Genomic DNA, 21,238 nt, shown 5'->3' with positions numbered 1-21,238 from the left:
GTTACCCCCCATCGCGTAGCGCCCTTTCCAGTGTGGCCAGGCGTCCAGGTGCCAGGGCCTCCTCCACTGCCGTGATGCGCAGTACATGGCCGAGTGCCGGATGGGGTGGCCGGTGGATCAGGCTGCCGGCTTCGAGCAGTTCGGCATGGACCTTCTTGGCCAGTTCGGCATCGGGTAGGCGCACGGCAACGAAGTTGGTGGCACTGTCGGGAACATCGGCGCCAAGGTCGCGCAACCAGTGGGTCAGGCGCTGGCGCCGTTCGATCACTGCCTGGATATGGGCATGCGTCTCGTCGGCATGATCGAGCAGGGTTTCGGCAGCAGCCTCGGCCAGTGATGACACCGCGTAGTGGATGCGCACCTTGTGCAACATCTCGATCGTTTCGGGTTCGGCGATCGCATAACCAATGCGCAGCCCCGCCAGGCCGTGGGCCTTGGAAAAGGTGCGTAAACGGATGGTACCGGGCCACGCCTCGCCAGCGCTGGGTGAAGAGGCGTCATGACGGAAGTCATGATAGGCCTCGTCGAGCAGCAGATGGCAGTCCTCGGGCAAGGCCTCTCGCAGTCGTAACACCGCTTCGTCGTCATGTAGATGACCGCCGGGATTGTCGGGATTGGCCAGATAGACCAATCGAGCACCTTCCCGATGGGCAGCCTGAGCCAGTGCATCGAGATCCGGAGCCAGGGTTCCCGTGTCATCGCGGTAGTCGATTTCGACGATGCGACATCCCTGACCGGCAGCGAAATAGCCGAAGGTCGGATAGGTGCCGGCACTGGTTACCACCGTGGTGCCGGGAGTGGCCACGGCGCGCAGTGCCAAGGCCATCAGGCTATCGGCGCCGGCATCGATCAATAGGGTCTCACGCGGCGTATCGAGCCGTTCGCTCAGGCGCGTTCTCACCCCCATGGCTTCCGCATCGCCATAACAGCGCGCCAAGCCGGCCAGTTCGTGGCCAAAACGCGCCCCAAGCGCCCGATGGGGCATGTCCAGCCCCTCATTGGAGCCCAGTCGGTATGGGATCTCACGGCCCAGACGCCGTTCCAGGGCCTTGAGACCGGGAAAGGGATTGCTTGGGCCATCGCGATAGAGGTGATCGGCAAAACGCGGCATGTCGAAAACTCCTGGCAATACGGATGTATGTTCATTGTCGTCATCTTGGGCGCTGCGATCCAAGTCCCAACGATTCATAGCGTGGTAACGTCGATGGCGCCACTGATATGCCGTTGCCAACGAGGCGCTTCCTCACCGGGGCGACGCAGCGATAGCGTCAACCGGTAGGGCAACAAGTCCCGGTCCGAGAGAGTCAGGCGCGGACCGTCGGATACCAGCTCGCATTTCAGCAGCCATTGATTATCCGGTGCTTCGGTATCGGCCAGGACCGGCGTCCAGTCGAGGACTTGCGGCCCTTTCTGCTGGGCGAGCAGGGCCCGGGTCAGGTTTTCGTGAAGGCGTTCGGTATCGATACCCAGGCTTGCATCGACCTTGGGGGCGGATAGTAGTATCACGACTTCTGTCGTGGGACGGTTCCAGACCGGCTCTTTCAACACCAATTGGGCGGCCCGCTCGCTTAGGCTGACGAGGGCTTGGCGAATAGGAGAAGGTTGTTCTGGGGCTCCAGCACAACCGCTAATGGCAAGTATCAGTAGCGCCATCGCCAGCCACAGGATAATGCGGCTCATGGATGCTTGGACACCGTCGGCGGGAGGCTCGAGGAACCTGGTGGTACTTGCTCGAAGCTGCTGATGAAGTCCTCGAGTTCGGCAAACAACTCTTGGCGTATCGACTCCGTCTCGTTGACCAGATGGTGACGAGCTTCGGGGTGACGATGGATGCGGGCCTTGGGGAACTTGCCCGCGAGAATACCCAGATTCCATTCCCAATCCACTGTCAGGTCCTGTTCTCCCTGTAGGATCAACACCGGTAGCTCGCTAGGGGCCAAGGCCAGCAGTCGTGGCATCCAGCGGCGCATGGCAGTGATCCAGGTCACCGTGAGCCGATCGGGCTGTAGTGGGTCGCCTTCGCGCAAGAAGGTGGTGAAGGCACTGTCCGTCGAGTTGGCGCGATACTTGCGCGGCAAGGAACGGATAAAGGGGCTGGCCAGCAGGTGTAACCAGCTTGACTGCTGCCAACGCCAAGGACGTACCAACGGGGCCAGCAGGGCCAAGCCGGCCCAATGGCAGTCTTCACCCTGGCTCAGGGCATCGGTGGCCAGAATGGCAGCGCCAGTGCTCTGGCCGATGCCGATCCACGGGTGCGGGGCCAGGTCGCGTGCTTCCAAGTGTTGCTGCAGGGCAGTCAAGCAAGTGGCATAGTCATTGAAATCGTCGATCGAGGCGCGTGCACCGCTGGACAAGCCATGCCCCGGCAAGTCCCAGAGCACCACTCGCCAGCCGCGTTCGAGAAGTCTTTGCAGAAGGTGACGATAAAGGCCCAGGTGATCGAAGTAGCCATGGACCACAAAAGCAGTGCCATGAGGGGCTTCAGGGCTCCATACTTGGGTCCATAGACGAAAATTCCCGGCGTCGATGAAACCCACGTGCAGACCGACATGATCGGCGAGTAATGGCGCCAACTGATAGTGGCCGAGATAGTGGTCGAGATGGTCGGTCCATGGTTCGCGGCCAGACATATTGGCTGGCGCGATCGGTCCAAGGGCCTGCAAAGGTGCGAAGTCGGTCATTAAACCCTCCCAGTATCCTCTAATGCTAGCGCCTCGCCACCTCGTGAGCCATAACGTAGCGCCGGGTTTTCATCATTTGGTCGAGCGCCTGAAGACCTGGGCGATTATTTCGGGTAGCATATGGAAGTCATTTCCACAAATAATAATGATCAAAAACAGCAAACGACCCATGGCCGGCACTTACTTTCTGTCGGCTTCAGCGCATCAGGAGACCTTCATGACCGACCGTGTCACCCGCCACCGTCTCCAGGTGGCCTCAGAGCTGGACCGTTTCATTACTGACCAGGCCCTGCCCGGGAGTGGTGTGGATGCCGAGACCTTCTGGGCGGGCGTGGACACTCTCTTTCATGTTCTGACCCCAAAGAACCGTGAATTGCTTGCCGAGCGCGATCGTCTGCAGGGCGAACTCGATGCTTGGCACCGTGAACACCCCGGCCCGGTGCGGGACATGGCAGCCTATCGAGCATTTCTGCAAAAAATCGGCTACCTGGTGGATGCCCCTTCCAACGTTGCGGCGAGCACCACCAATGTCGATCGTGAGGTGGCCGAACAGGCCGGACCGCAGCTCGTGGTTCCGGTCAGCAATGCACGCTATGCCCTGAACGCTGCCAATGCTCGCTGGGGTAGTCTCTATGACGCGCTCTATGGCACTGACGTCATCAGTGAAGAAGAGGGTGCCGAGAAGAGCGCGAGCTACAATCCCAAGCGTGGTGCAAAGGTCATCGCTTACGCACGCGGTGTGCTGGACCTCGCCGCTCCCTTGGCCACCGGCACCCATCGCGATGCCGTGGGATATGTCATACGCGATGGCCACCTGGTGGTAACTCTGGAAGGCGGCCGCGAGACCGGCCTCAAGGATCCTGGCAAGTTGGTTGGTTATCAGGGCGACAGCACCAAGCCGGAAGCCATCCTGCTGGCCAACCATGGCCTGCACCTGGAGATCCAGTTCGACGATCAGCATCCCATCGGCAAGACCGATCCGGCTGGCGTCAAGGATCTGGTGGTCGAGGCGGCACTGACCACCATCATGGATTGTGAAGATTCGGTGGCGGCAGTGGATGCCGAGGACAAGGTCGGCGTCTACCGCAACTGGTTGGGGCTGATGAAAGGCGACCTGGAGGAGCAGGTCGAGAAGGGTGGTAAGACCATCACACGGCGCCTGCATCCCGATCGTGACTACATCACACCACAGGGAGACAGCCTGACCTTGCCTGGACGGTCGCTGATGTTCGTGCGCAATGTCGGCCACCTGATGACTACCCCGGCGGTGCTCGACGCTGACGGCAACGAACTGCCTGAAGGTATTCTCGATGCTGTCGTCACCGGGCTGGTCGCGCTTCACGATCTCAACAAGGGTGAAGGACAGCCGCGTAACTCGCGCACCGGTTCGGTGTATATCGTCAAGCCCAAGATGCATGGTCCCAAGGAAGTGGCGCTGTCCAACGAGCTGTTCGGACGTGTCGAGGACATCCTGGGTATGCCGCGCGACACCCTGAAGATGGGCATCATGGATGAGGAACGCCGCACCTCGGTCAATCTCAAGGCATGTATCAATGAGGCAGCGTCGCGGGTGGTGTTCATCAATACCGGTTTCCTCGACCGTACCGGCGACGAGATGCATACCGCTATGGAAGCCGGACCCATGATCCGCAAGGGCGACATGAAGGGAGCGTCCTGGATCAATGCCTATGAACGCAACAACGTTCAGATCGGTCTGGCCTGTGGCCTGCGCGGCCGAGCCCAAATCGGCAAGGGCATGTGGGCCATGCCCGATCTGATGGCCGCCATGCTCGAGCAGAAGGTGGGACATCCCAAGGCCGGTGCCAACACCGCCTGGGTGCCGTCGCCGACCGCCGCGGCTCTGCATGCCTTGCACTACCATCAAGTGGACGTGGACGCTGTACAGCGCGAGTTGGAGGCTCAGGGCGAACCTGCCCTTATTGAAGAGCTCCTCGACGATCTGCTCACCGTACCGGTGGCCGAAAACGCCGCTTGGTCCGATGCCGACATCCAGCAGGAAATCGACAACAACTGCCAGGGCATTCTCGGTTACGTGGTGCGCTGGGTCGAGCATGGCGTGGGCTGCTCGAAGGTACCGGACATCCACGATGTGGGGCTGATGGAAGACCGTGCTACGCTGCGCATCTCTAGCCAGCATCTGGCCAACTGGCTGCACCATGGTGTGGTCGATGCGGAACGAGTTCGAGAGGCATTGGAGCGCATGGCCAAGGTGGTCGACGAGCAAAACGCAGGCGACCCCAACTACACGCCTATGTCGGCCGATTTTGCCGCTTCCACGGCCTTCCAGGCGGCCAGTGACCTGATCTTCAAAGGTCGCGTGCAGCCTTCCGGCTACACCGAGCCGCTACTGCATCACTGGCGTGCCGTGCACAAGGCCAAATAAGCTCGGCTATACGGGCTACGGGCCATGAGGGAACGCCTCTGCCGGAAGAACGGTGGGGGCGTTCTTGTTGGTATTGAGGCATCGATGTTGGCGCCATGGCATCGCTTCACTCCGTGGGAGCGCGATCCCAGTGCCCGAACTGCTTGGCAGTTTCCCGTGTTACCAAACGTGTGGGAAGTCGGATCACTTGGCTTTTTGGCTGTCCGGTCGCGGCCAGGTGCTTTAGGCTTTCGCGAACGGCCGTTTCGGCCATTTGGCGAGGGGATTGTGCGGCTGTAGCGATCAGCAGGGATGGGTCCTCTTGTAGCGCGGTGATACCTTCAGGAGAACCGTCCACCGAGACGATGAACAGGTGGGTCTGTCCAGCCAGGCGAGCGGCATTGGCCGCTCCCATGGCCGAGGGGTCATTGATGGCGAAGACAGCATCCAGGTCAGGGTGGGCGCTGATCAGATAGGTCATGGCTTCCAGGCCACCACTGTAGGTGCCGCCGCCATTGTGGTCATCGCTGAGCAGCTTGATCCGGGGGTGATGGTTCAGCACCGAGCGACAACCGGCCACCCGGTCGGTTACCGATGATACCGGCGCGCCGTTGATGATCGCCACTCGCCCAGTGCGTCCCAACCGCTCGACCATATAATCGCAGGCCACTTCTCCTGCCTGAACGTTATCGGTGGTCACGGTAACATCCGCCCCTTGTGCATTGATGTCGACCGCGGCCACCACGATGCCGGCCTGCTGGGCTCGCTGGACTGCCGGTCCGATAGCCTCGCTGTTGGCGGCGGCCAGCACGATGATATCCATTCGCTCTTCTGTGAAGGCATCGAGCTGGCGTACCTGGCGTTCGAGATCATAGGCGCTGGATCTTACCTCCAGAGTGACGTCACCGGGGTGCATCGTCCGTGCCGCGTTACCGACGGCATCTGCCAGGATGGCAAAGAAGGGATTGCCAAGATCCGCCACGCTGACGCCGATCTTGAGCGGCTCGGCATGGAGCTGGGCGGCATATATCGACAACAGGGCGATAAGCAGCTTGCGCATACAGGCTTCCTGATCGGAAAAGGTGTGAAGCTGCCCCGGACATCGCCACAGCTTCACACCAGGTGTTACCTAAAAATTGCCAAGCACGGGCAGTTGCTGGACAAGGCTTGGGTCATGCGATGTCGGATTCCACCTCCGTGGCACCGGTCATGATGGCGACGGCATCGGACATGCTATGTGTAACCGGACGGATCACGGCAGCCCGGCGGCCCAAGCGATGCACATGAATCCGGTCGGCGACCTCGAACACATGCGGCATATTATGACTGATCAGGACGATCGGTAGCCCCTTGTCGCGCAGTTGTCGGATCAGGTTCAGCACCCGTCGCGATTCCTTGACGCCCAAGGCCGCCGTCGGCTCGTCCAGAATCACTACCTGGCTGCCGAATGCCGCCGAGCGGGCGACTGCCACCCCTTGACGCTGGCCACCGGAGAGCGTCTCGACGGCTTGGTTGATGTTCTGTATGGTCAGTAGTCCCAGCTCGGATAGCTCTTGTCGCGCCTGGCGCTGCATCTCGGCCTTGTCGAGCATGCGGAACACGGATCCCAGAATGCCGGGCTTGCGTAGCTCGCGGCCCAGGAACAGGTTGTCGGCGATGCCCAGTGCCGGTGACACGGCCAGTGTCTGGTAAACCGTCTCGATTCCCGCCGCACGGGCTTCTATCGGGCTACTGAAGCGTATGGGCTTGCCGTGCATGCGGATTTCGCCTTCGTCGGGTATCACGGCGCCAGACAAGGCCTTGATCAGTGTCGACTTGCCGGCGCCATTGTCGCCGATCACCGCCAGCACTTCGCCTGGGTACAGATCGAAATCTGCCCGGTCGAGCGCGGTTACCCGTCCATAGCGTTTGACCAGGCCGGACGCTTCCAATACGGGAGATGAGCTATTCATGCCGATGTCCTCCGAATCCACTGGTCGGTGGTGACGGCGACGATGATCAGCATGCCCACGGTGAACTCTTGCCACAGCACATCGACCCCAGCCAATGCCAGCCCGTTGCGGAATACCCCGACGATCAAGGCGCCGATCAAGGTGCCGAAAATGGAGCCTCGCCCGCCGAACAGAGAGGTACCACCTATCACCACAGCGGTGATGCTGTCCAGGTTGGCGGTATAACCTGCTTGAGGGCTTACCGAGCCGGTGCGACCGATCAACAGCCAGGCGGCGATCGCGCAGATGACGCCGGCTACGATGTAAACCGACAGCAAGACCCGGCGGGTGCGGATCCCTGCCAGCTCGGCCGCATCCTTGTCGTCACCGGTGGCGTAGACATGACGACCCCAGGCCGTCCAGTTCAATGCATACCAGACGGCGCAGAACATCACGATCATGAGGATCGAGCCGTAGGTGAAGCGAGCTCCGAACAGCTCGAAGGCAGTACCGCCCCACTGCAGCAGCGGTGCCGTTGCCTCGATGTCCTGCGAGCGAATGGCTTCGCTCTTTGAATACCACAGGTTCAGTGCGAAGAAGATATTCCAGGTACCGAGGGTGGCGATGAACGGCGGCAGTTTCAGCCGCGTCACCAAGGTACCGTTGAGCAGCCCACAGACGGCGCCTGTCAGCAGGCCGATGGCCAACGCCAATGACGGAGGCAGGCCGAAATCGATGGCCATACGCCCCATGACCACCGACGCGAGCACCATGATGGCACCAACGGAAAGGTCGATGCCCATGGTCAGGATGATCAGTGTCTGCGCGATGCCTAGTGTGCCGATGATGGTGACCTGTTGTAGCACCAGCGACAGGTTGAACGGAGCCAGGAAGCGTTCACCCACCAGTAACATGAAGACCAGCACGGACGCGACCAGTACCAGTGCTGGCGCTGCTGTTGGATTGGCATGGAAAAAGCGATGGATCCGCCTGCCCAGGGAGAGCGCCTCTTCCTCGAACCGGGCCACCTGACCGGCCGAGGTGTTCGCCACGTGCTCATGGGCGGCAACATCGCGTGGGCCTGATTGGTTGGATTGTGTCATAACTCACCTGTTGGTAGGCCGGCATCCTGAGCGGATGCCGACGGACAACGACTGCTCAGCCCCAGCACTGCTCCAACCCCTCGCTGGACGAGCGTGAAGGCAGCCCCTCCACGGGAGCGTCGGTGATCAGTTCCACCCCGGTGTTCACGAAATCGAGCCCTTCCGACATGTGTGGTTTCTCACCGGTATTGACGTAATTGACGATCGTCTCGACGCCCATGGACGCCATCCGCAAGGGGAACTGCATCGAGGTAGCACCGATGACACCGTCGGCGACGTTGTTCACTCCCGGGCACCCGCCATCGACCGAAACGATGGTCACGGCATCCTCTCGACCCGTGGCTTTCAAGGCCTCGTAGGCGCCAGCGGCAGCCGGCTCGTTGATGGTGTAGACCAAGTTGATGCTGGGGTCCTTCTGCAGCAGGTTCTCCATGGCTCGCCTGCCACCTTCCTCGGACCCTTGGGTCACATCGTTGCCGACGATACGCGGGTCGTCTTCGTCGCCAATGTCGTTGGGGTCGTTGAGGTCGATGCCGAAGCCTTGCAGGAAGCCCTGGTTGCGGGCAACGTCGACGGTGATTTCGCTGGCACTCAGGTCCAGCAGTGCGATCTTGGCACTGTCGGCTTCATCGCCCATTTTGGCCCGGGCCCATTGGCCGATCAGTTCACCGGCCTTGAAATTGTCGGTGGCCAGGGTGGCATCGGCGGCATCGGCCGGGTTCAAGGGCGTATCGAGGGCGATGACTAGCACACCGGCCTCGCGGGCGCGCTCGATAGTGGGCACGATCGCCACCGGGTCGTTGGGGGTGATCAGGATGCCTTGGGCCCCGGAAGACACCAGGTTCTCGATGGCTTGCACCTGCGAGTCGTTATCGCCGTCGAAGCGGCCGGCGAAGGTACGCAGTTCGGCATCCAGCATGTCGGCCTGTATCTGGGCGCCTTCACGCATCTTGACGAAGAAGGGATTGGTGTTGGTCTTGGTGATGAGGCCCACCAGTACCTCGTCGGCCAGTACCGCAGGAGTGACGAGCGTTGCCGCCAAGCCCAAGGTCAGCGCGGAAAGGGACTTCATCATGGTGTACTCCTGAGTGTTGTTGTTGTACCAGTGACACGAGACACCATGGCAGCGTGATGCTAACCAACGATTTCATCACCGCGAGGCGATTTGAAATATTTGTAATATTCGTCGCGCTGCCCTCAGCGCTCAGGAGAGGGCTTGGCGAAAAAGGCTTGCCATTGTTCGGGACGGATCGGTTTTTGCAGGAACGCATCGCCCAGGGATAGCCCGTACTCACGTTCCAGCGCTTCGCGCGGCATGCCCGATGCCAGCACGACCGGGATCGTGGGCCAGTGGCGGTGCACCCGTTCGCGCAGATCGACGCCGCTTAGCGCACCATTCAAGTTGACATCGGTGAGAATGAGCCCAGTCATCTCGGCATTGTGATGCAACCAGTCAAGCGCCTGTTCGGCATGACGGAACGACTCGACAGGGCGGTGGGTGGCGATAAGGTCCGCTGTCACTCGTCTGACCTCGGCGTCGTCTTCCACCACGACGACGGTCTTGTCGATTGGCACCGCCACGGCGAGCACGGATGTGGTTGCCGGCATGGGATGTGTCGTGACGGCTGGTACCGGCCAACTCAAACGCACGGCTGTACCCTGGCCCGGCTCGGACTCCATGCTGAACTTGCCCCCACTTTGGGTAACGAAACCATAGACACTGCTCAATCCCAGGCCACTGCCTTGGCCCATGGGTTTGGTAGTAAAGAAGGGCTCCAGCACCCGCGCTTGTAGCTCGGCTGGTATGCCTTGACCGGTATCGCTGACGGTGACTGTCACTTCAGGTATCTCGCCCAGTGAGAGCCCGGTAGCGATGACGAGTTGGCCGCCTTGTGGCATTGCCGCACTACTGTTCAAGGCCAGGTTGAGAATCGCGTTTTCCAGTTGCGAAGGGTCGATATAAAGCCGTGTGTCCGGCGCCTGTAACCGGATCAGCAATTGGGTATGAGCCGAAACGCTGTACTCGAGTAGTTCTTCGAGCCCATCGATCAGGGCATCGATATGGACCCACTCCGGCTGCAGGTGCTGCTTACGGCTGAATGCCAGCAGGCGCTGCACCAACTGCGTGCCCCGCTCGCCGACATCCAGGGCGCGTTCAGTGTATTTACGTGTTTTCTCGGGTAGGTCGGTCTGCTGTTCGAGCAGTTGCAGGTTGCCTAGAATCGCTGCCAGCAGGTTGTTGAAGTCGTGTGCCACACCGCCGGTCAGTTGGCCCAGAACCTCCATCTTCTGGGCTTGTTGCAGTTGCTGCTCGATCGTACGCCGGTCGGTGAGGTCGCTGTAGAGTGTCACGAAGCCGCCACCGGGCATCGGTTGGCTGCGAAACTCGATGACCCGGCCATCGTCATAATGGCGCTCGAAACTCTGGTAGGCCTGATGGCGGCGGACGTTGATCGTGCTCATGTCGACCGAACGGTTGGCCAGTGTCAGGTTGCGGTGAGGATGTCGTGCCATTTGGCATTGTACCTCGGCCAAGGGCATTCCGATTCTGATTGCACCTTGAGCCAGGCCGAACATGTCCAGATAACGACGGTTCCAGGCAATCAGCCGATCGTCGTCGGAAAATACGCTGAGCCCGTCCTGGATTTCGTTGAAGACCGTCTCCAGCAGGTGTTTCTGGGCGCGTAGGTCGTGTCCCGCCTGTTCGATGCGTCCGGCGTGATCGCGAAAGACTTCGTAAGCCCTGGCCAGTGTCCCTATCTCGTCGTGGCGGGTGATGGCGATGCGCTTGGGGGCTTCGCCGCCCTGTGCCAGTTGCACCATGTCCTGCGTGACGACACCCAGGTCGCGTATCGTCTTCAGATTGCTCATGTAGTGCAGGATGACGCCCAGAATCAGCAGCCCGGTCATCAGCATCATCCCGAACAGCACGCGGTCGACCTGGGAGTGGACGCTCTGCTGCTGGGCCACGACTTGGCGTTGCAGAGCGCTGGCGAAGCCATTGACCTCATGGGTCAAGCGTTCGGATCTGGCCCGCAGACTGGCCAGCAGGAATGCCTTGTGCTGAGCGATCTCAGCCATCTGGTCCGCACTGGCTTCCGCCAGTTCCAGTAGTCGCTGGTAGGCTGGGGCATGCGGCATCTCCGGGGTTGGAGGTTCAGCCAGTATGGCCCATTGTTCGATCCACTGGTCGGGGTCGCTGAGGCCTTGATACAGCGCTTGCAATATTTGCCAGTGAGTCAGGGATTGCTCTCCGCTCGTCTCGGTGGCCTGGCCGACGATCTGGGCGACTTCGAACTGGGCTGTCAGTAGGTCCTCGCGAATGAAGAGTTCGGTTTCCACCAGGCCGGTCAGACGGTCGATATCGCTCTGCAACGCATTGAGCTGAGCTTCCAGCATCCGTCGGAAGGAGCGGTCGCGGATCGAGGCGGCCACCGCCACCAGCGACTGGAAGCGTTGAGTCAAACGGTCGCGCTCGATCTGCAGCAGGAAGGGCTTGGCGGCCGAGGCCACGTAGGGCGCCAGGGCCGCCAATTGAGCCACTTCCTCGGAAAGCGTCAGTGCGGTGCGAATCTCCGGCAACGTACGGGCTTCGAACTCGCTGACGGCATTGCGGGTCTGGGTCAGGCCAAACCAGGCGACCAACACCAGGCCAAGCGCCAATAGCGTCGCCACAACCAGTGCTACCAGGGCACGGCGCTGCAACGTCCAACGTCTCATGTCAGCGCTTGCGCACCTGGGCTTGGAATACATAGCCCAGGCCTCGTTCAGTCAGGATGTAGCGGGGGTGCTTGGGGTTGGTTTCGATCTTGCGACGCAGGCGCAGAATCAGCACATCGATGCTGCGGTCGAAGGAGTCGCTATCGGTGCCACGGGTGCGCTCCAGCAGGCTATCGCGGCTCAGCACATGGTTGGCCGACGTTACCAGGCTTTCCAACAGGTTGTACTCGCCGAAGGTAAGGTTGACCGGTTGGCTGTGCGGGTCGTAGAGCACGCGCCGGGTCAAGTCGAGCCGCCAGTCGTCGAACCATAGGCACTCGTGATCTTGGTCGGCGACGGCCTGCAGCGTCACGCTGAGTTGCTTGGAGCGGCGCAATAGGGCATGCACCCGCGCCATCAACTCACGCAAATTGAAGGGTTTCATCAGGAAGTCGTCTGCCGCTACCTCCAGCCCCAGGATGCGATCGGTTTCATCCCCCTTGCCGGTCAGCATCATGATCGGTACCGGGCTGGTCGCTCGGATCTCGCGAGCCACTTGCAGGCCGTTCTCGCCGGCCAGTTTCAGGTCAAGTACGATCAGGTCCACCGGGTCGTGGGCGATCAGTTCATGTAGTGCCTGACCACTTCTCAGGGCACTGACCCGGTAGCCTTCTTCCTGGAGGACATCCTGCAAGACATCCAGCATGTCGACTTCATCGTCCACCACGGCAATGTGGTACCGGGTTTGGTTCGTCACGGGGTTTGGTGTTGTCATTGTCCCTCCCGCCAGGGCGCCAGCGCCCTCGACCTGTCGCGAATGAATCCTTGCACCGACATGTTAATGGAAGATTTCTTCATTGCCGGTATGCTCGACCATTGAACGATTCGGATCATGGCGTCGTTGGGCAGTATTCGTGTGACTTTCCTTTGATGGGCGACTGTGCGGAAGGCGTGGCTTGCGCTATCTTGAGCCTCAATGTCCACCGTCTCGTGCTGCCAGGAGAGCCACATGCCCGTGATGACCGCCGCCGCCATCGAGGAATTTCTCGACGAGGTCTTTCCTCATCGCCAGGGCACCATCGAGGGGATCGACGAAGGGCGTGCGACCATGAGCCTTGCCATCGAGGATGAGCACCTGCGTCCCGGTGCTTGCGTGTCCGGTCCTAGCATGATGGGGTTGGCGGACGTCTGTCTCTATGTGGCGATCCTGGCCCAGATCGGCCCTGAGCCAATGGCAGTGACCACCGACATGAATTGTCATTTCCTGCGGCGCGCACGCGGCGATCGCGATCTGATCGCCAATGCGCGCATCGTCAAACTGGGCCGGCGCCTGGTAGTGGGGGAGGTTCAACTGTTCTCTGCGGGCGATGAGGCGCCGGTCGCGATCGTTACCTCGACCTATGCCTTGCCGGATACCGACTGAGAGGGTGTTTACAAACTACTGCGCTAGATCATGCTGCGTTGAAATCAGCCTCAAAATGCTCATTTACAACCTCGTAAACTCCGCTTTTTCGGCTGATTTCGCCTTGCCTGACCGTCGCTCGTCACATTTGTAAACACCCTCTGAGCGCGCCAGGCACACCAGCCTAGCGCCAACCAACCAAGCATCAGCAATACTCCACCGACGGGCGTCACCATTCCCATGGCGCGGGTGCCAGTCAGCACCAGTAGATAGAGCGATCCCGAAAACAGCAGCATACCTGCTGCCCAAAGCCCGAGTACCAGGCGCTGCCCCGGCACGTCCGTTATCTGCTGCCAGACCAGAATGCCGAGACAGGCAAGGGTATGCCAAGCCTGGTAACGCACGGCGGTTTCGAAGGCTTTGAGCAGTGCATGGGGAATTCGTCCTTCCAGGCCATGTGCACCGAAGGCGCCGGCGGCGACAGTGATGAAACCGCTTAGAGCAACGGCGATCCAGGCAAGGCGATGAGGCATGGTAGGGTCTCTTGACTCGTGAAGGCGTGCTTACGATAGTCCGCCGCTGGGATGTTGTCGAAAGGATGTCAGGCCGAGCCATGCTCGGCAAAGGATGTCTGACGAAGCGTTTGGCGTTAAAATATAGGCCCGCTGTGGAAAGCGGTCCGTTCGTGAGGATATTCGGAGGCAGCCATGCAGATTCAGCTCAACGGTGAGATGACGGCGCTCAATGGCGACGTCACGATTCATGACCTCATCGAGTCGCTTGGGCTGGCCGGTCGACGCATCGCTGTCGAGGTGAACGAGGAAATCGTGCCGCGTAGTCAGCATGTCGATACCCGGCTTGCCGATGGCGACTGCGTGGAAATCGTACATGCCATTGGCGGTGGCTAAGTGACCGCGCAAGGAGACGAAATGTCTGAACTGTTCCAGGATCAGCCGCTGAACGTGGCGGGTCGTCAATTTACGTCGCGTCTGCTGGTGGGAACCGGCAAGTACAAGGACTTCGATGAGACGGCGCAGGCTATCGAGGCCAGCGGCGCCGAAATCGTCACCTTCGCCGTGCGGCGTACCAATCTGGGGCAGAATGCGGACGAGCCCAATCTGCTCGACGTGATTTCACCCGAGCGCTATACCCTGTTGCCCAATACCGCCGGCTGCTATACCGCCAAGGACGCAGTGAGAACCTGCAAGTTGGCCCGTGAGCTGCTCGATGGCCATAAGTTGGTCAAGCTCGAAGTGTTGGGCGATACCGATACTCTCTATCCCAATGTGGTGGAGACGCTCAAGGCTGCCGACGAGCTGCTCAAGGATGGCTTCGATGTCATGGTCTACACCAGCGACGATCCTATCGTCGCCAAAGAACTCGAGAAACGTGGTTGTTGTGCCGTGATGCCGCTGGGCTCGTTGATCGGCTCTGGTCACGGCCTGCAGAACCCTTACAACCTGCGCTTGATCGTCGAACAAGCGGAAGTACCCGTGCTGGTGGATGCCGGTATCGGCACCGCCTCGGATGCCGCTATGGCCATGGAACTGGGTTATGACGCCGTGCTGGTGAATTCTGCCATCGCCCATGCTCGTCAGCCGGTGCTGATGGCTCAAGCCATGAGAAAGGCGGTGGAAGCCGGGCGCGAGGCCTTCCTGGCCGGGCGCATGCCGCGTCGCCAGAGTGCCGAACCGTCTTCTCCCTTTGCTGGCCGTATCAACGGCTGAGCCTCTAACTGGATTCTTGCTGCGAGCCGTATGAACGATCAACGACACGATACGCCTGACATGTCCTCCTCCGTTGCCTCTCCCCAGGCGCCATTACATCGCCGCGGCATCAAAAGCTATGTGCTGCGGGCGGGACGCATGACGACCGCTCAGACCCGTGGGCTGGAAGAAGTCTGGCCGCGCTTGGGGCTGACGCTCGATGAAGGGCGCCAGGATCTGGATGCGTTGTTCGGACGCCAGGCACCTAGAGTCGTAGAGGTCGGGTTCGGCATGGGGTCGTCGCTGATCGAGCAGGCCGAACGTCATCCTGAGACCGACTTCATCGGTATCGAGGTGCATGCACCGGGGGTCGGCAAGCTGCTCGACGAGGCTGACAAGCGAGGCTTGACCAATCTGCGCGTCTATCGCGAGGATGCACTTCGCGTGTTGGACGAATGCCTCCCCGAGGCCTCGATCGATACCTTGCAGCTGTTCTTTCCTGATCCCTGGCCGAAGAAGAAGCACCACAAGCGGCGCATTCTGCAGCCAGCGTTTGCCGAGCTGGTACGTACCCGCCTCCAGCTAGGCGGCACCCTGCACATGGCCACCGATTGGGAGAACTATGCCGAGCACATGGCCGAGGTCATGGCGACAGTGCCGGGCTATCGCAATGTTGCTTCCGAAGAAACGTTTCCTTATGTACCACGCCCCGAGTTTCGCCCGCTGACCAAGTTCGAGGCGCGTGGCGAGCGTCTGGGGCACGGTGTGTGGGACCTGATTTTCGAGCGTTGTCGCTAAGTTACACCTGAACGTCTTTCAGCATCGATCGCCGACGCTGGGAATCTGGCTCGCATTCGATGACCGGACCAGGGCCGGGATAACGCCGAACGCAACTACCAGTTGAGCCAGCGTGAGCCGTGGCAGAGTGTCAGAGTATGAAAAATGCCAGCATAGGCGATCGGAACCTCAACCTGACACCACTATCGTCCCGCCACAGGATGTCTGGCTCCCGTCGAGCGCGGCTTCGGTACCACGGATCTTGAATTTGGCGGTACCGGTGGCAATGCTGGCGCCGCATGAGCTCTTATCGCCGACCCGCGCCACGGGAATGCCGCGCAGTTTGGTGGTGGGCGAGCCGGACACGATACGATGAGGCCCTCCCTTGCAGGAACAGACCACCTTGTCGCCGATCTTGGCGATCAACCGCCCTTCAACCTTGGATATACTCACGCTACCTCCTTGTTCATTTGCTGCACCGTCATGTCTTGACCGTTGCGTCAGGCCTCGGCGTCAGTGCTTTCATGGGCTAACCTGGCGAGGTGATTCTTTCGTTGCGCCCGCCGCAAACGATCCCGTTTGATCCTGACCCCTTCCCGTGGGCGATCGGGAAATAGCTCGCACAACTGGTCGACCGAAAGATCGAGGTGATCGCGAAGTCGCTGTAGCTCTTCTGGCGACCATTGCTTCACCGGTGTCCATCCCAGCTGGTAGCGCTTGTTGATCACGCTGCGTTTGTGGCGATGAGGAAACAAGGCAGCGAGTTCCTCGGCTGGCAACGCGCGGTTGTCCTCCAGGCGCTGTAATTCCTCGACGCTCCACGGCTCGCCATGCCCTCCATCCCCGTGAGGGGTATAGCTCAGGCCCTCGGCTCGGGCGCGAAACTTGATGGCCGCCTCACTACGATGGGGTAAATGCTTCCTTACCTGGCGATGGCCACCCCGCGGAAACTCACGTCGCAGAATGGCCAATTCCTGCTCGGTCCACGGCACCACCGAAAAGACACGTATCCCGAACTTCTTGGCCGCATGGCGGATGGCAAGTACGCTGCGATGGGGTAGAAAGCGGCTCTGAACCTCACGCGCCTTGAGGGTCGGGTAATGCTGGGCCACCAGGGATAGTTCCTCTTCGGTCCAAGGCTGCTGACCGTAATCCCGGTTGGGCTCGCGCTTCTTCAGACCCAGCTTGTATGCCATTCGCCGTATGGCCTTCTGGGTACGGTGGGGAAAGTGAGTCATCTGGAGCTCGGGCATGGTCATGAAATGAAAGTGTCGTTCGAGGCATGCCAACTCGACTAGCGTCCATTCCCGGCGCCCACCCTGCCCTGGCCTCACTTTTCTGCCCATCTTCAGCTCCCTTACTTTCCCGTCACGAGGCGTTGGCATGGTATTTTCACCAGCCCCACCAAAATAGAACGATACGATGAGGCCCGGCAAAAAGTAAGGAATTCCGAAAGCCACCATGGCTTTTCCAAACCGCTCCTTCTTTTTCAAAAATTCTCGAAGATTCTTTTCGCCCTCACACCACGCCCTGGCGGCGATAGGCCTCGGCAAAAATCTCCTCGATCGGGCGCAGCGGATCGCGCTGGCGAATCCGCCGCACCTCGGCGGACAATTTGACCAGTTCTGTGCTGGGTTTGGCCCACTGCGCTTTGGGTAGCGGCTTGGACCACTCTTCGACGTTGGCCAATTTCAGTTGTGGGCGCCGTTGCTGGATGATGCGGTGTTCCCGCTCGGCCAGGTAGCCTGGCAGCGGACCTAAGGTGATCACATAGTGAAAGTACCACCACGATGCGTGGAGGTAGCGCCAGAGGGAGGGAGCTTCGCGCAGCCCCTCGTGGAGCTTGCGGCGTTCATTGCGGATGGTATGCGCCCCCTGATGGGGCGGATCGCCCGGCGCCCGCAGCCCCAGCGGGTCCTGAACCTCATCGAGGCTGTTCAGTTCGTACTCCATGTAAGCCCGCAGCACCTCCCACTCGCCGAGCGATAACGCCATGCCCGCCGTCAGGCCCTCCGTCTTGAGCCACTTGCCCGTCTCGGGGTGGGCATAACCGATCCCCAGGCCGTACTGCCGGGTGGTGCCGTACTGGGTCGCCCCGTACCCCTCCACCGCCCAGGCCATCAGCGATTCCCAGGGCACGATCACCGCCTCATCGACCTCACGTCCCAGCCGACGCTCCTTGACGATAAAGCACACCTCGCGGCGCTGGCGATGAAAGCGAATCGGTACGGCGTTCAAGCGATCCCGATGATTCCTACGCATGGCAATCCACGCCAGCAGGGAAAACGTCCCCCCCCCAAAAATCGCCGTACCGAGAAATATCTGATAGAACTCCCAGTCCATCACGGCGATCAGCAATAGTGGTGCGAGCACAAGACAGAAAAAAATAAAGAATAGAGGGCCCCAGATAGCCAGTTGATAACCGAAAACGGTGGGCGGGCCGGCTCCATAATCGAGATAGACATCGTTCATCTCGCCGATGACCTGGCTGAAGTCCACTGGCGACAACGGTGACAGGCCGGTGGGCAGCGGCAGCGGCGCCAGGTAGGTGACCTTGCTGGTGCCGATGCGTTCGGTGTCGCCAGCCCGATGGGGCTGGCCCGGCGTCGGTTGGGGTAGTTTCTCGGAATGCTTCTTTGCCATTGTGTTCTCAATCGTCCTTGGGCGACCCGAGCGTTACCGCCCTTCCAATTCGATCTCTGGAGGTGAGCATTACCTTTATGCCACCACCCCCTGGCGGCGATAGGCTTCGGCAAAAATCTCCTCGATCGGGCGCAGCGGATCGCGCTGGCGGATTCGCCGCACCTCCGCGGACAATTTGACCAGTTCTGTGCTGGGCTTGGCCCACTGCGCTTTGGGTAACGGCTTGGACCACTCTTCGACCTTGGCCAGCTTCAGTTGCGGGCGCCGTTGCTGGATGATGCGGTGTTCCCGCTCAGCCAGGTAGCCGGGCAGGGTCCACAGGGTGATCGCGTGAATGAAGTACCACAGCGGCACATAGAGATACCGCCAGAAGGACGGATTCTGGCGCAGCCCCTCGTGGAGCTTGCGGCGCGCATTGCGGATGGTATGCGCCCCCTGATGGGGCGGATCGCCCGGCGCCCGCAGCCCCAGCGGGTCCTGCACCTCATCGAGGCTGTTCAGTTCGTACTCCATGTAAGCCCGCAGCACTTCCCACTCGCCGAGCGACAACGCCATGCCCGCCGTCAGGCCCTCCGTCTTGAGCCACTTGCCCGTCTCGGGGTGGGCATAACCGATCCCCAGGCCGTACTGCCGGGTGGTGCCGTACTGGGTCGCCCCGTACCCCTCCACCGCCCAGGCCATCAGCGATTCCCAGGGCACGATCACCGCCTCATCGACCTCACGTCCCAGCCGACGCTCCTTGACGATAAAACACACCTCGCGACGCTGACGATGAAAGCGAATCGGCACGGCGTTCAAGCGATCCCGATGATTCCTACGCATGGCAATCCACGCCAGCAGGGAAAACGTTCCCCCCCCAAAAATCGCCGTACCGAGAAATATCTGATAGAACTCCCAGTCCATCACGGCGATCAGCAATAACGGCGCAATCACAAGGCAGAAAAACATTCCGAAGGAGGGCCCCAAGATAGCCAACTGATAGCCGAAAACGGTGGGCGGACCGGCCCCGTAGTCGAGATAGGCATCGTTCATCTCACCGATGGACTGGCTGAAGTCCACCGGCGACAGGCCAGTGGGCAGCGGCAGCGGCGCCAGGTAGGTGACCTTGCTGGTGCCGATGCGCTCGGTGTCGCCGGCGCGATGGGGCTGGCCCGGCGTCGGTTCGGGTAGTCTCTCGGACTGCTTCTTCGCCATTGTGTTCTCAATCGTCCTTGGGCGACCCGAGCGCGATGGCCCGGCCGTCGATGTCATGCCACTCGCCCTGGCCGGACCGGGAACTGGGGCTCACCCGATCGTTTGGCACATAGCGCTGCTCAGGCCCCGCTCCCCGCCCACGACGAGGTCGAATCAGGAAATATTGATCATCGACGCGGTGGCCACCTTGACCATCCGGCCATAGATAGCGCACCCCCAATGCATAGCGCACCTTGCCCGGCTCCTCGGGGGGCGTCTCCCCGACCACCATCAGGCCGGCATGCCGCTCGGCGCTCGTGACTACCATCCCGCTGGTCCAGTCCTCGGTGATATCGTGCCAGGTGGTGGATGTCCAGCGCCCACGCGTCCCGGCTGGCGTCAGCCGCCAGACCCGGATCGCCAGGCGCAGGGGCGGCTCGCCACCCAGCGCCGAGAGCATGGCCGGCGAGACATTGGGCATATGCAGGGTAAAAATGTATTTGACCGGATTACGGATGCCTTCGGTCCAGCTGTCGAACCATGCGGGCATGAAGGTCTCGCCGTAGCGTGCCTCGACCACGGCGTGGGTGGGCTGCAAGACCTGCTCGAGGGACTGCAGATAGCGTTCCAACGGCTGATCGGTAGGCTCCGTTCCCCAGGGGGACGTCAATAGCCACTGGTCATGCTCGCTAAGGTTGTAGCGGTTGTACATCCAGGAGCCGGCCAGTTCCAGGGCGGTAAAGACCAGACCCAAGGCATTGAGCCGCAGGAACAACTTGCCCAGGTGCTTACCGGCGACCGCCCAGGTGGTCACTCCTCGTCGCACGGCGTCTCCCGTGCGCACTGTTCTAAAAAAGCCGTAACCGTGGGCGCCCATCATGCCCACGTTGCCGCCCATGGCTACCATCGCCCCCGTAGTGGTCCGCGACTGGCCGCTACGCACCGCCTCCGCCAGGTTGCCGACATTGCCTACCAGACTAATTCCCGCAGCGACAAAGCCCATGAAATACCCCACCACCCCCAAACCGAAGTGCATCATCCCCAGCCGAGCGCTGATCGGGCCCGTACCCAGCGCTTCGCCCAGCACTCTGGCCTGGCGCTCCAGGACCGAATGGCCGATCCCTTGGGCAGTCAGGAAGCCGGCCGCCCCAGTAGCAAAAAAGGCGCTCGCCACATTCAGCCTGGCTTGAGTGCGCACTTTTCCGGGAGCATGGTCAGGCAGGCTATTCAGCGTCTGGAAGGCCTGTACCATATTTACCGCCTGGGCCACGAAGATCGCCAGGCTCAGGCCATCGCCGGCGACGTTCAGCGTTTTCGCCGTGCTGGAAATGCCCTGGCGGAAATGACGGATCAGGCGGCTCACTTCCTGTTGCTGGGCCGCTGCCGGCAAGACCAGGGTGATGCCGGCCCGGGCCTCGGTCAGCGAGGCATCGCCCAGCGCCGCCGCCAGTTGCGTCCGCTCTGCTGGCGTCATATCGACGGGACTCAGCGACTCGGCCAGGAGACGTTCGTAGTGACCCAGTTCGCTCTGGAGGCCTGTCCTTTCGCGCTTCAGCCCCCGGACCGGTGGGGAGCGATGCCCATGCGCTGCCTGGGCTTGCCGAATCCGGTTGTTGAGCGAGCGCAACTGCTGACGCTTGCCCAGCACGGTGCTCAGGGTCCGCTTGAAGGCGTTCAGTTTCTCATCGCTGGCGAGTTCGAAGGTCAGCTCGCCACGCCGGGCGGCATCGATCAAGCGCG

General features: G+C 61.0%; 20 protein-coding genes. 5 read left to right on the top strand and 15 right to left on the bottom strand.

Features of this window, described 5'->3' with window-relative positions:
• Position 1: 1 nt before the first annotated feature.
• The 3 genes from L861_RS18515 to L861_RS18505 form a co-directional block, all read right to left on the bottom strand.
• Positions 2–1,111, bottom strand: coding sequence for an aminotransferase class I/II-fold pyridoxal phosphate-dependent enzyme (locus tag L861_RS18515; RefSeq protein ID WP_016418177.1), 1,110 nt, complete (start codon positions 1,109–1,111; stop codon positions 2–4).
• A 74-nt stretch (positions 1,112–1,185) separates the two neighbouring features.
• Complete coding sequence (locus L861_RS18510) at positions 1,186–1,680, bottom strand: hypothetical protein (RefSeq protein ID WP_016418176.1); 495 nt, start codon at positions 1,678–1,680, stop codon at positions 1,186–1,188.
• Complete coding sequence (locus L861_RS18505) at positions 1,677–2,681, bottom strand: alpha/beta hydrolase (protein ID WP_016418175.1); 1,005 nt, start codon at positions 2,679–2,681, stop codon at positions 1,677–1,679. The genes L861_RS18510 and L861_RS18505 overlap by 4 nt, the downstream gene beginning before the upstream one ends.
• A 217-nt stretch (positions 2,682–2,898) precedes the next feature.
• Between L861_RS18505 and L861_RS18500 the strand changes: the two genes are divergently transcribed.
• Positions 2,899–5,085, top strand: a complete 2,187-nt coding sequence (locus tag L861_RS18500; protein WP_027947944.1) for a malate synthase G — start codon at positions 2,899–2,901, stop codon at positions 5,083–5,085.
• A gap of 106 nt (positions 5,086–5,191) precedes the next feature.
• On the opposite strand, the gene L861_RS18495 is transcribed toward L861_RS18500, so the two are convergent.
• From L861_RS18495 to L861_RS18470, 6 genes are all read right to left on the bottom strand, one after another.
• Positions 5,192–6,124 (bottom strand): substrate-binding domain-containing protein, encoded by a 933-nt coding sequence (locus tag L861_RS18495; RefSeq protein WP_016418173.1) that lies wholly within the window; start codon positions 6,122–6,124, stop codon positions 5,192–5,194.
• Between the two features lie 112 nt (positions 6,125–6,236).
• Complete coding sequence (locus L861_RS18490) at positions 6,237–7,016, bottom strand: ATP-binding cassette domain-containing protein (RefSeq protein ID WP_016418172.1); 780 nt, start codon at positions 7,014–7,016, stop codon at positions 6,237–6,239.
• Positions 7,013–8,098: an ABC transporter permease gene (locus tag L861_RS18485; protein WP_016418171.1), complete on the bottom strand. Its 1,086-nt coding sequence runs from the start codon at positions 8,096–8,098 to the stop codon at positions 7,013–7,015. Before L861_RS18485 ends, L861_RS18490 begins: the two co-directional genes overlap by 4 nt.
• 55 nt (positions 8,099–8,153) lie before the next feature.
• Positions 8,154–9,173: a sugar ABC transporter substrate-binding protein gene (locus L861_RS18480; protein WP_016418170.1), complete on the bottom strand. Its 1,020-nt coding sequence runs from the start codon at positions 9,171–9,173 to the stop codon at positions 8,154–8,156.
• Positions 9,174–9,295: 122 nt separating this feature from the next.
• Positions 9,296–11,818, bottom strand: a complete 2,523-nt coding sequence (locus L861_RS18475; RefSeq protein WP_021029228.1) for a PAS-domain containing protein — start codon at positions 11,816–11,818, stop codon at positions 9,296–9,298.
• A gap of 1 nt (position 11,819) precedes the next feature.
• Positions 11,820–12,572: a response regulator gene (locus L861_RS18470; RefSeq protein ID WP_016418168.1), complete on the bottom strand. Its 753-nt coding sequence runs from the start codon at positions 12,570–12,572 to the stop codon at positions 11,820–11,822.
• A 234-nt stretch (positions 12,573–12,806) separates the two neighbouring features.
• On the opposite strand from L861_RS18470, the gene L861_RS18460 reads away from it, so the two are divergent.
• Positions 12,807–13,220, top strand: coding sequence for a PaaI family thioesterase (locus L861_RS18460; protein WP_016418166.1), 414 nt, complete (start codon positions 12,807–12,809; stop codon positions 13,218–13,220).
• Between the two features lie 59 nt (positions 13,221–13,279).
• Here the strand turns inward: L861_RS18460 and L861_RS18455 are convergent, their stop codons facing one another.
• The gene (locus L861_RS18455; protein WP_016418165.1) at positions 13,280–13,732 is read right to left on the bottom strand and encodes a DUF423 domain-containing protein; all 453 of its coding nucleotides are present in this window, start codon (positions 13,730–13,732) and stop codon (positions 13,280–13,282) included.
• 174 nt (positions 13,733–13,906) lie between these two features.
• On the opposite strand from L861_RS18455, the gene thiS reads away from it, so the two are divergent.
• The 3 genes from thiS to trmB are packed head-to-tail and all read left to right on the top strand — an operon-like array spanning position 13,907 to position 15,703.
• Entirely contained in the window at positions 13,907–14,107 is a 201-nt protein-coding gene (gene thiS, locus L861_RS18450; protein ID WP_016418164.1) for a sulfur carrier protein ThiS, read from the top strand.
• A 21-nt stretch (positions 14,108–14,128) separates the two neighbouring features.
• Positions 14,129–14,926, top strand: a complete 798-nt coding sequence (locus L861_RS18445) for a thiazole synthase (RefSeq protein ID WP_016418163.1) — start codon at positions 14,129–14,131, stop codon at positions 14,924–14,926.
• 30 nt (positions 14,927–14,956) lie between these two features.
• On the top strand, positions 14,957–15,703 hold the full coding sequence (gene trmB, locus L861_RS18440; RefSeq protein ID WP_016418162.1) for a tRNA (guanosine(46)-N7)-methyltransferase TrmB: 747 nt from the start codon (positions 14,957–14,959) through the stop codon (positions 15,701–15,703).
• Between the two features lie 168 nt (positions 15,704–15,871).
• Here trmB and L861_RS18435 read toward each other — a convergent pair whose 3' ends face one another.
• The 5 genes from L861_RS18435 to L861_RS24815 all read right to left on the bottom strand — a co-directional run.
• Positions 15,872–16,135, bottom strand: coding sequence for a PAAR domain-containing protein (locus L861_RS18435; RefSeq protein WP_016418161.1), 264 nt, complete (start codon positions 16,133–16,135; stop codon positions 15,872–15,874).
• 47 nt (positions 16,136–16,182) lie between these two features.
• Entirely contained in the window at positions 16,183–17,028 is an 846-nt protein-coding gene (locus L861_RS18430) for a hypothetical protein (protein WP_144063075.1), read from the bottom strand.
• Positions 17,029–17,200: 172 nt separating this feature from the next.
• Positions 17,201–18,325, bottom strand: a complete 1,125-nt coding sequence (locus L861_RS25100) for a hypothetical protein (RefSeq protein ID WP_016418159.1) — start codon at positions 18,323–18,325, stop codon at positions 17,201–17,203.
• Positions 18,326–18,400: 75 nt separating this feature from the next.
• Complete coding sequence (locus tag L861_RS25095) at positions 18,401–19,519, bottom strand: hypothetical protein (protein WP_016418158.1); 1,119 nt, start codon at positions 19,517–19,519, stop codon at positions 18,401–18,403.
• A gap of 7 nt (positions 19,520–19,526) precedes the next feature.
• Positions 19,527–21,238 (bottom strand): hypothetical protein (locus tag L861_RS24815; RefSeq protein WP_016418157.1); only part of this gene is annotated, 1,712 nt, incomplete at its 5' end.

This window comes from Litchfieldella anticariensis FP35 = DSM 16096 (genome assembly GCF_000409775.1).
Classification (GTDB): Bacteria; Pseudomonadota; Gammaproteobacteria; order Pseudomonadales; family Halomonadaceae; genus Litchfieldella; species Litchfieldella anticariensis.
This window is presented reverse-complemented; position numbering and strand designations above follow the sequence as displayed.

What these genes read in the sequence shown, in the direction of transcription:
- L861_RS18515 (WP_016418177.1), bottom strand. Translation starts at nt 1,111, where the DNA reads ATGCCGCGTTTTGCCGATCACCTCTATCGCGATGGCCCAAGCAATCCC.
- L861_RS18510 (WP_016418176.1), bottom strand. Translation starts at nt 1,680, where the DNA reads ATGAGCCGCATTATCCTGTGGCTGGCGATGGCGCTACTGATACTTGCC.
- L861_RS18505 (WP_016418175.1), bottom strand. Translation starts at nt 2,681, where the DNA reads ATGACCGACTTCGCACCTTTGCAGGCCCTTGGACCGATCGCGCCAGCC.
- L861_RS18500 (WP_027947944.1), top strand. Translation starts at nt 2,899, where the DNA reads ATGACCGACCGTGTCACCCGCCACCGTCTCCAGGTGGCCTCAGAGCTG.
- L861_RS18495 (WP_016418173.1), bottom strand. Translation starts at nt 6,124, where the DNA reads ATGCGCAAGCTGCTTATCGCCCTGTTGTCGATATATGCCGCCCAGCTC.
- L861_RS18490 (WP_016418172.1), bottom strand. Translation starts at nt 7,016, where the DNA reads ATGAATAGCTCATCTCCCGTATTGGAAGCGTCCGGCCTGGTCAAACGC.
- L861_RS18485 (WP_016418171.1), bottom strand. Translation starts at nt 8,098, where the DNA reads ATGACACAATCCAACCAATCAGGCCCACGCGATGTTGCCGCCCATGAG.
- L861_RS18480 (WP_016418170.1), bottom strand. Translation starts at nt 9,173, where the DNA reads ATGATGAAGTCCCTTTCCGCGCTGACCTTGGGCTTGGCGGCAACGCTC.
- L861_RS18475 (WP_021029228.1), bottom strand. Translation starts at nt 11,818, where the DNA reads ATGAGACGTTGGACGTTGCAGCGCCGTGCCCTGGTAGCACTGGTTGTG.
- L861_RS18470 (WP_016418168.1), bottom strand. Translation starts at nt 12,572, where the DNA reads ATGACAACACCAAACCCCGTGACGAACCAAACCCGGTACCACATTGCC.
- L861_RS18460 (WP_016418166.1), top strand. Translation starts at nt 12,807, where the DNA reads ATGCCCGTGATGACCGCCGCCGCCATCGAGGAATTTCTCGACGAGGTC.
- L861_RS18455 (WP_016418165.1), bottom strand. Translation starts at nt 13,732, where the DNA reads ATGCCTCATCGCCTTGCCTGGATCGCCGTTGCTCTAAGCGGTTTCATC.
- thiS (WP_016418164.1), top strand. Translation starts at nt 13,907, where the DNA reads ATGCAGATTCAGCTCAACGGTGAGATGACGGCGCTCAATGGCGACGTC.
- L861_RS18445 (WP_016418163.1), top strand. Translation starts at nt 14,129, where the DNA reads ATGTCTGAACTGTTCCAGGATCAGCCGCTGAACGTGGCGGGTCGTCAA.
- trmB (WP_016418162.1), top strand. Translation starts at nt 14,957, where the DNA reads ATGAACGATCAACGACACGATACGCCTGACATGTCCTCCTCCGTTGCC.
- L861_RS18430 (WP_144063075.1), bottom strand. Translation starts at nt 17,028, where the DNA reads ATGGGCAGAAAAGTGAGGCCAGGGCAGGGTGGGCGCCGGGAATGGACG.
- L861_RS25100 (WP_016418159.1), bottom strand. Translation starts at nt 18,325, where the DNA reads ATGGCAAAGAAGCATTCCGAGAAACTACCCCAACCGACGCCGGGCCAG.
- L861_RS25095 (WP_016418158.1), bottom strand. Translation starts at nt 19,519, where the DNA reads ATGGCGAAGAAGCAGTCCGAGAGACTACCCGAACCGACGCCGGGCCAG.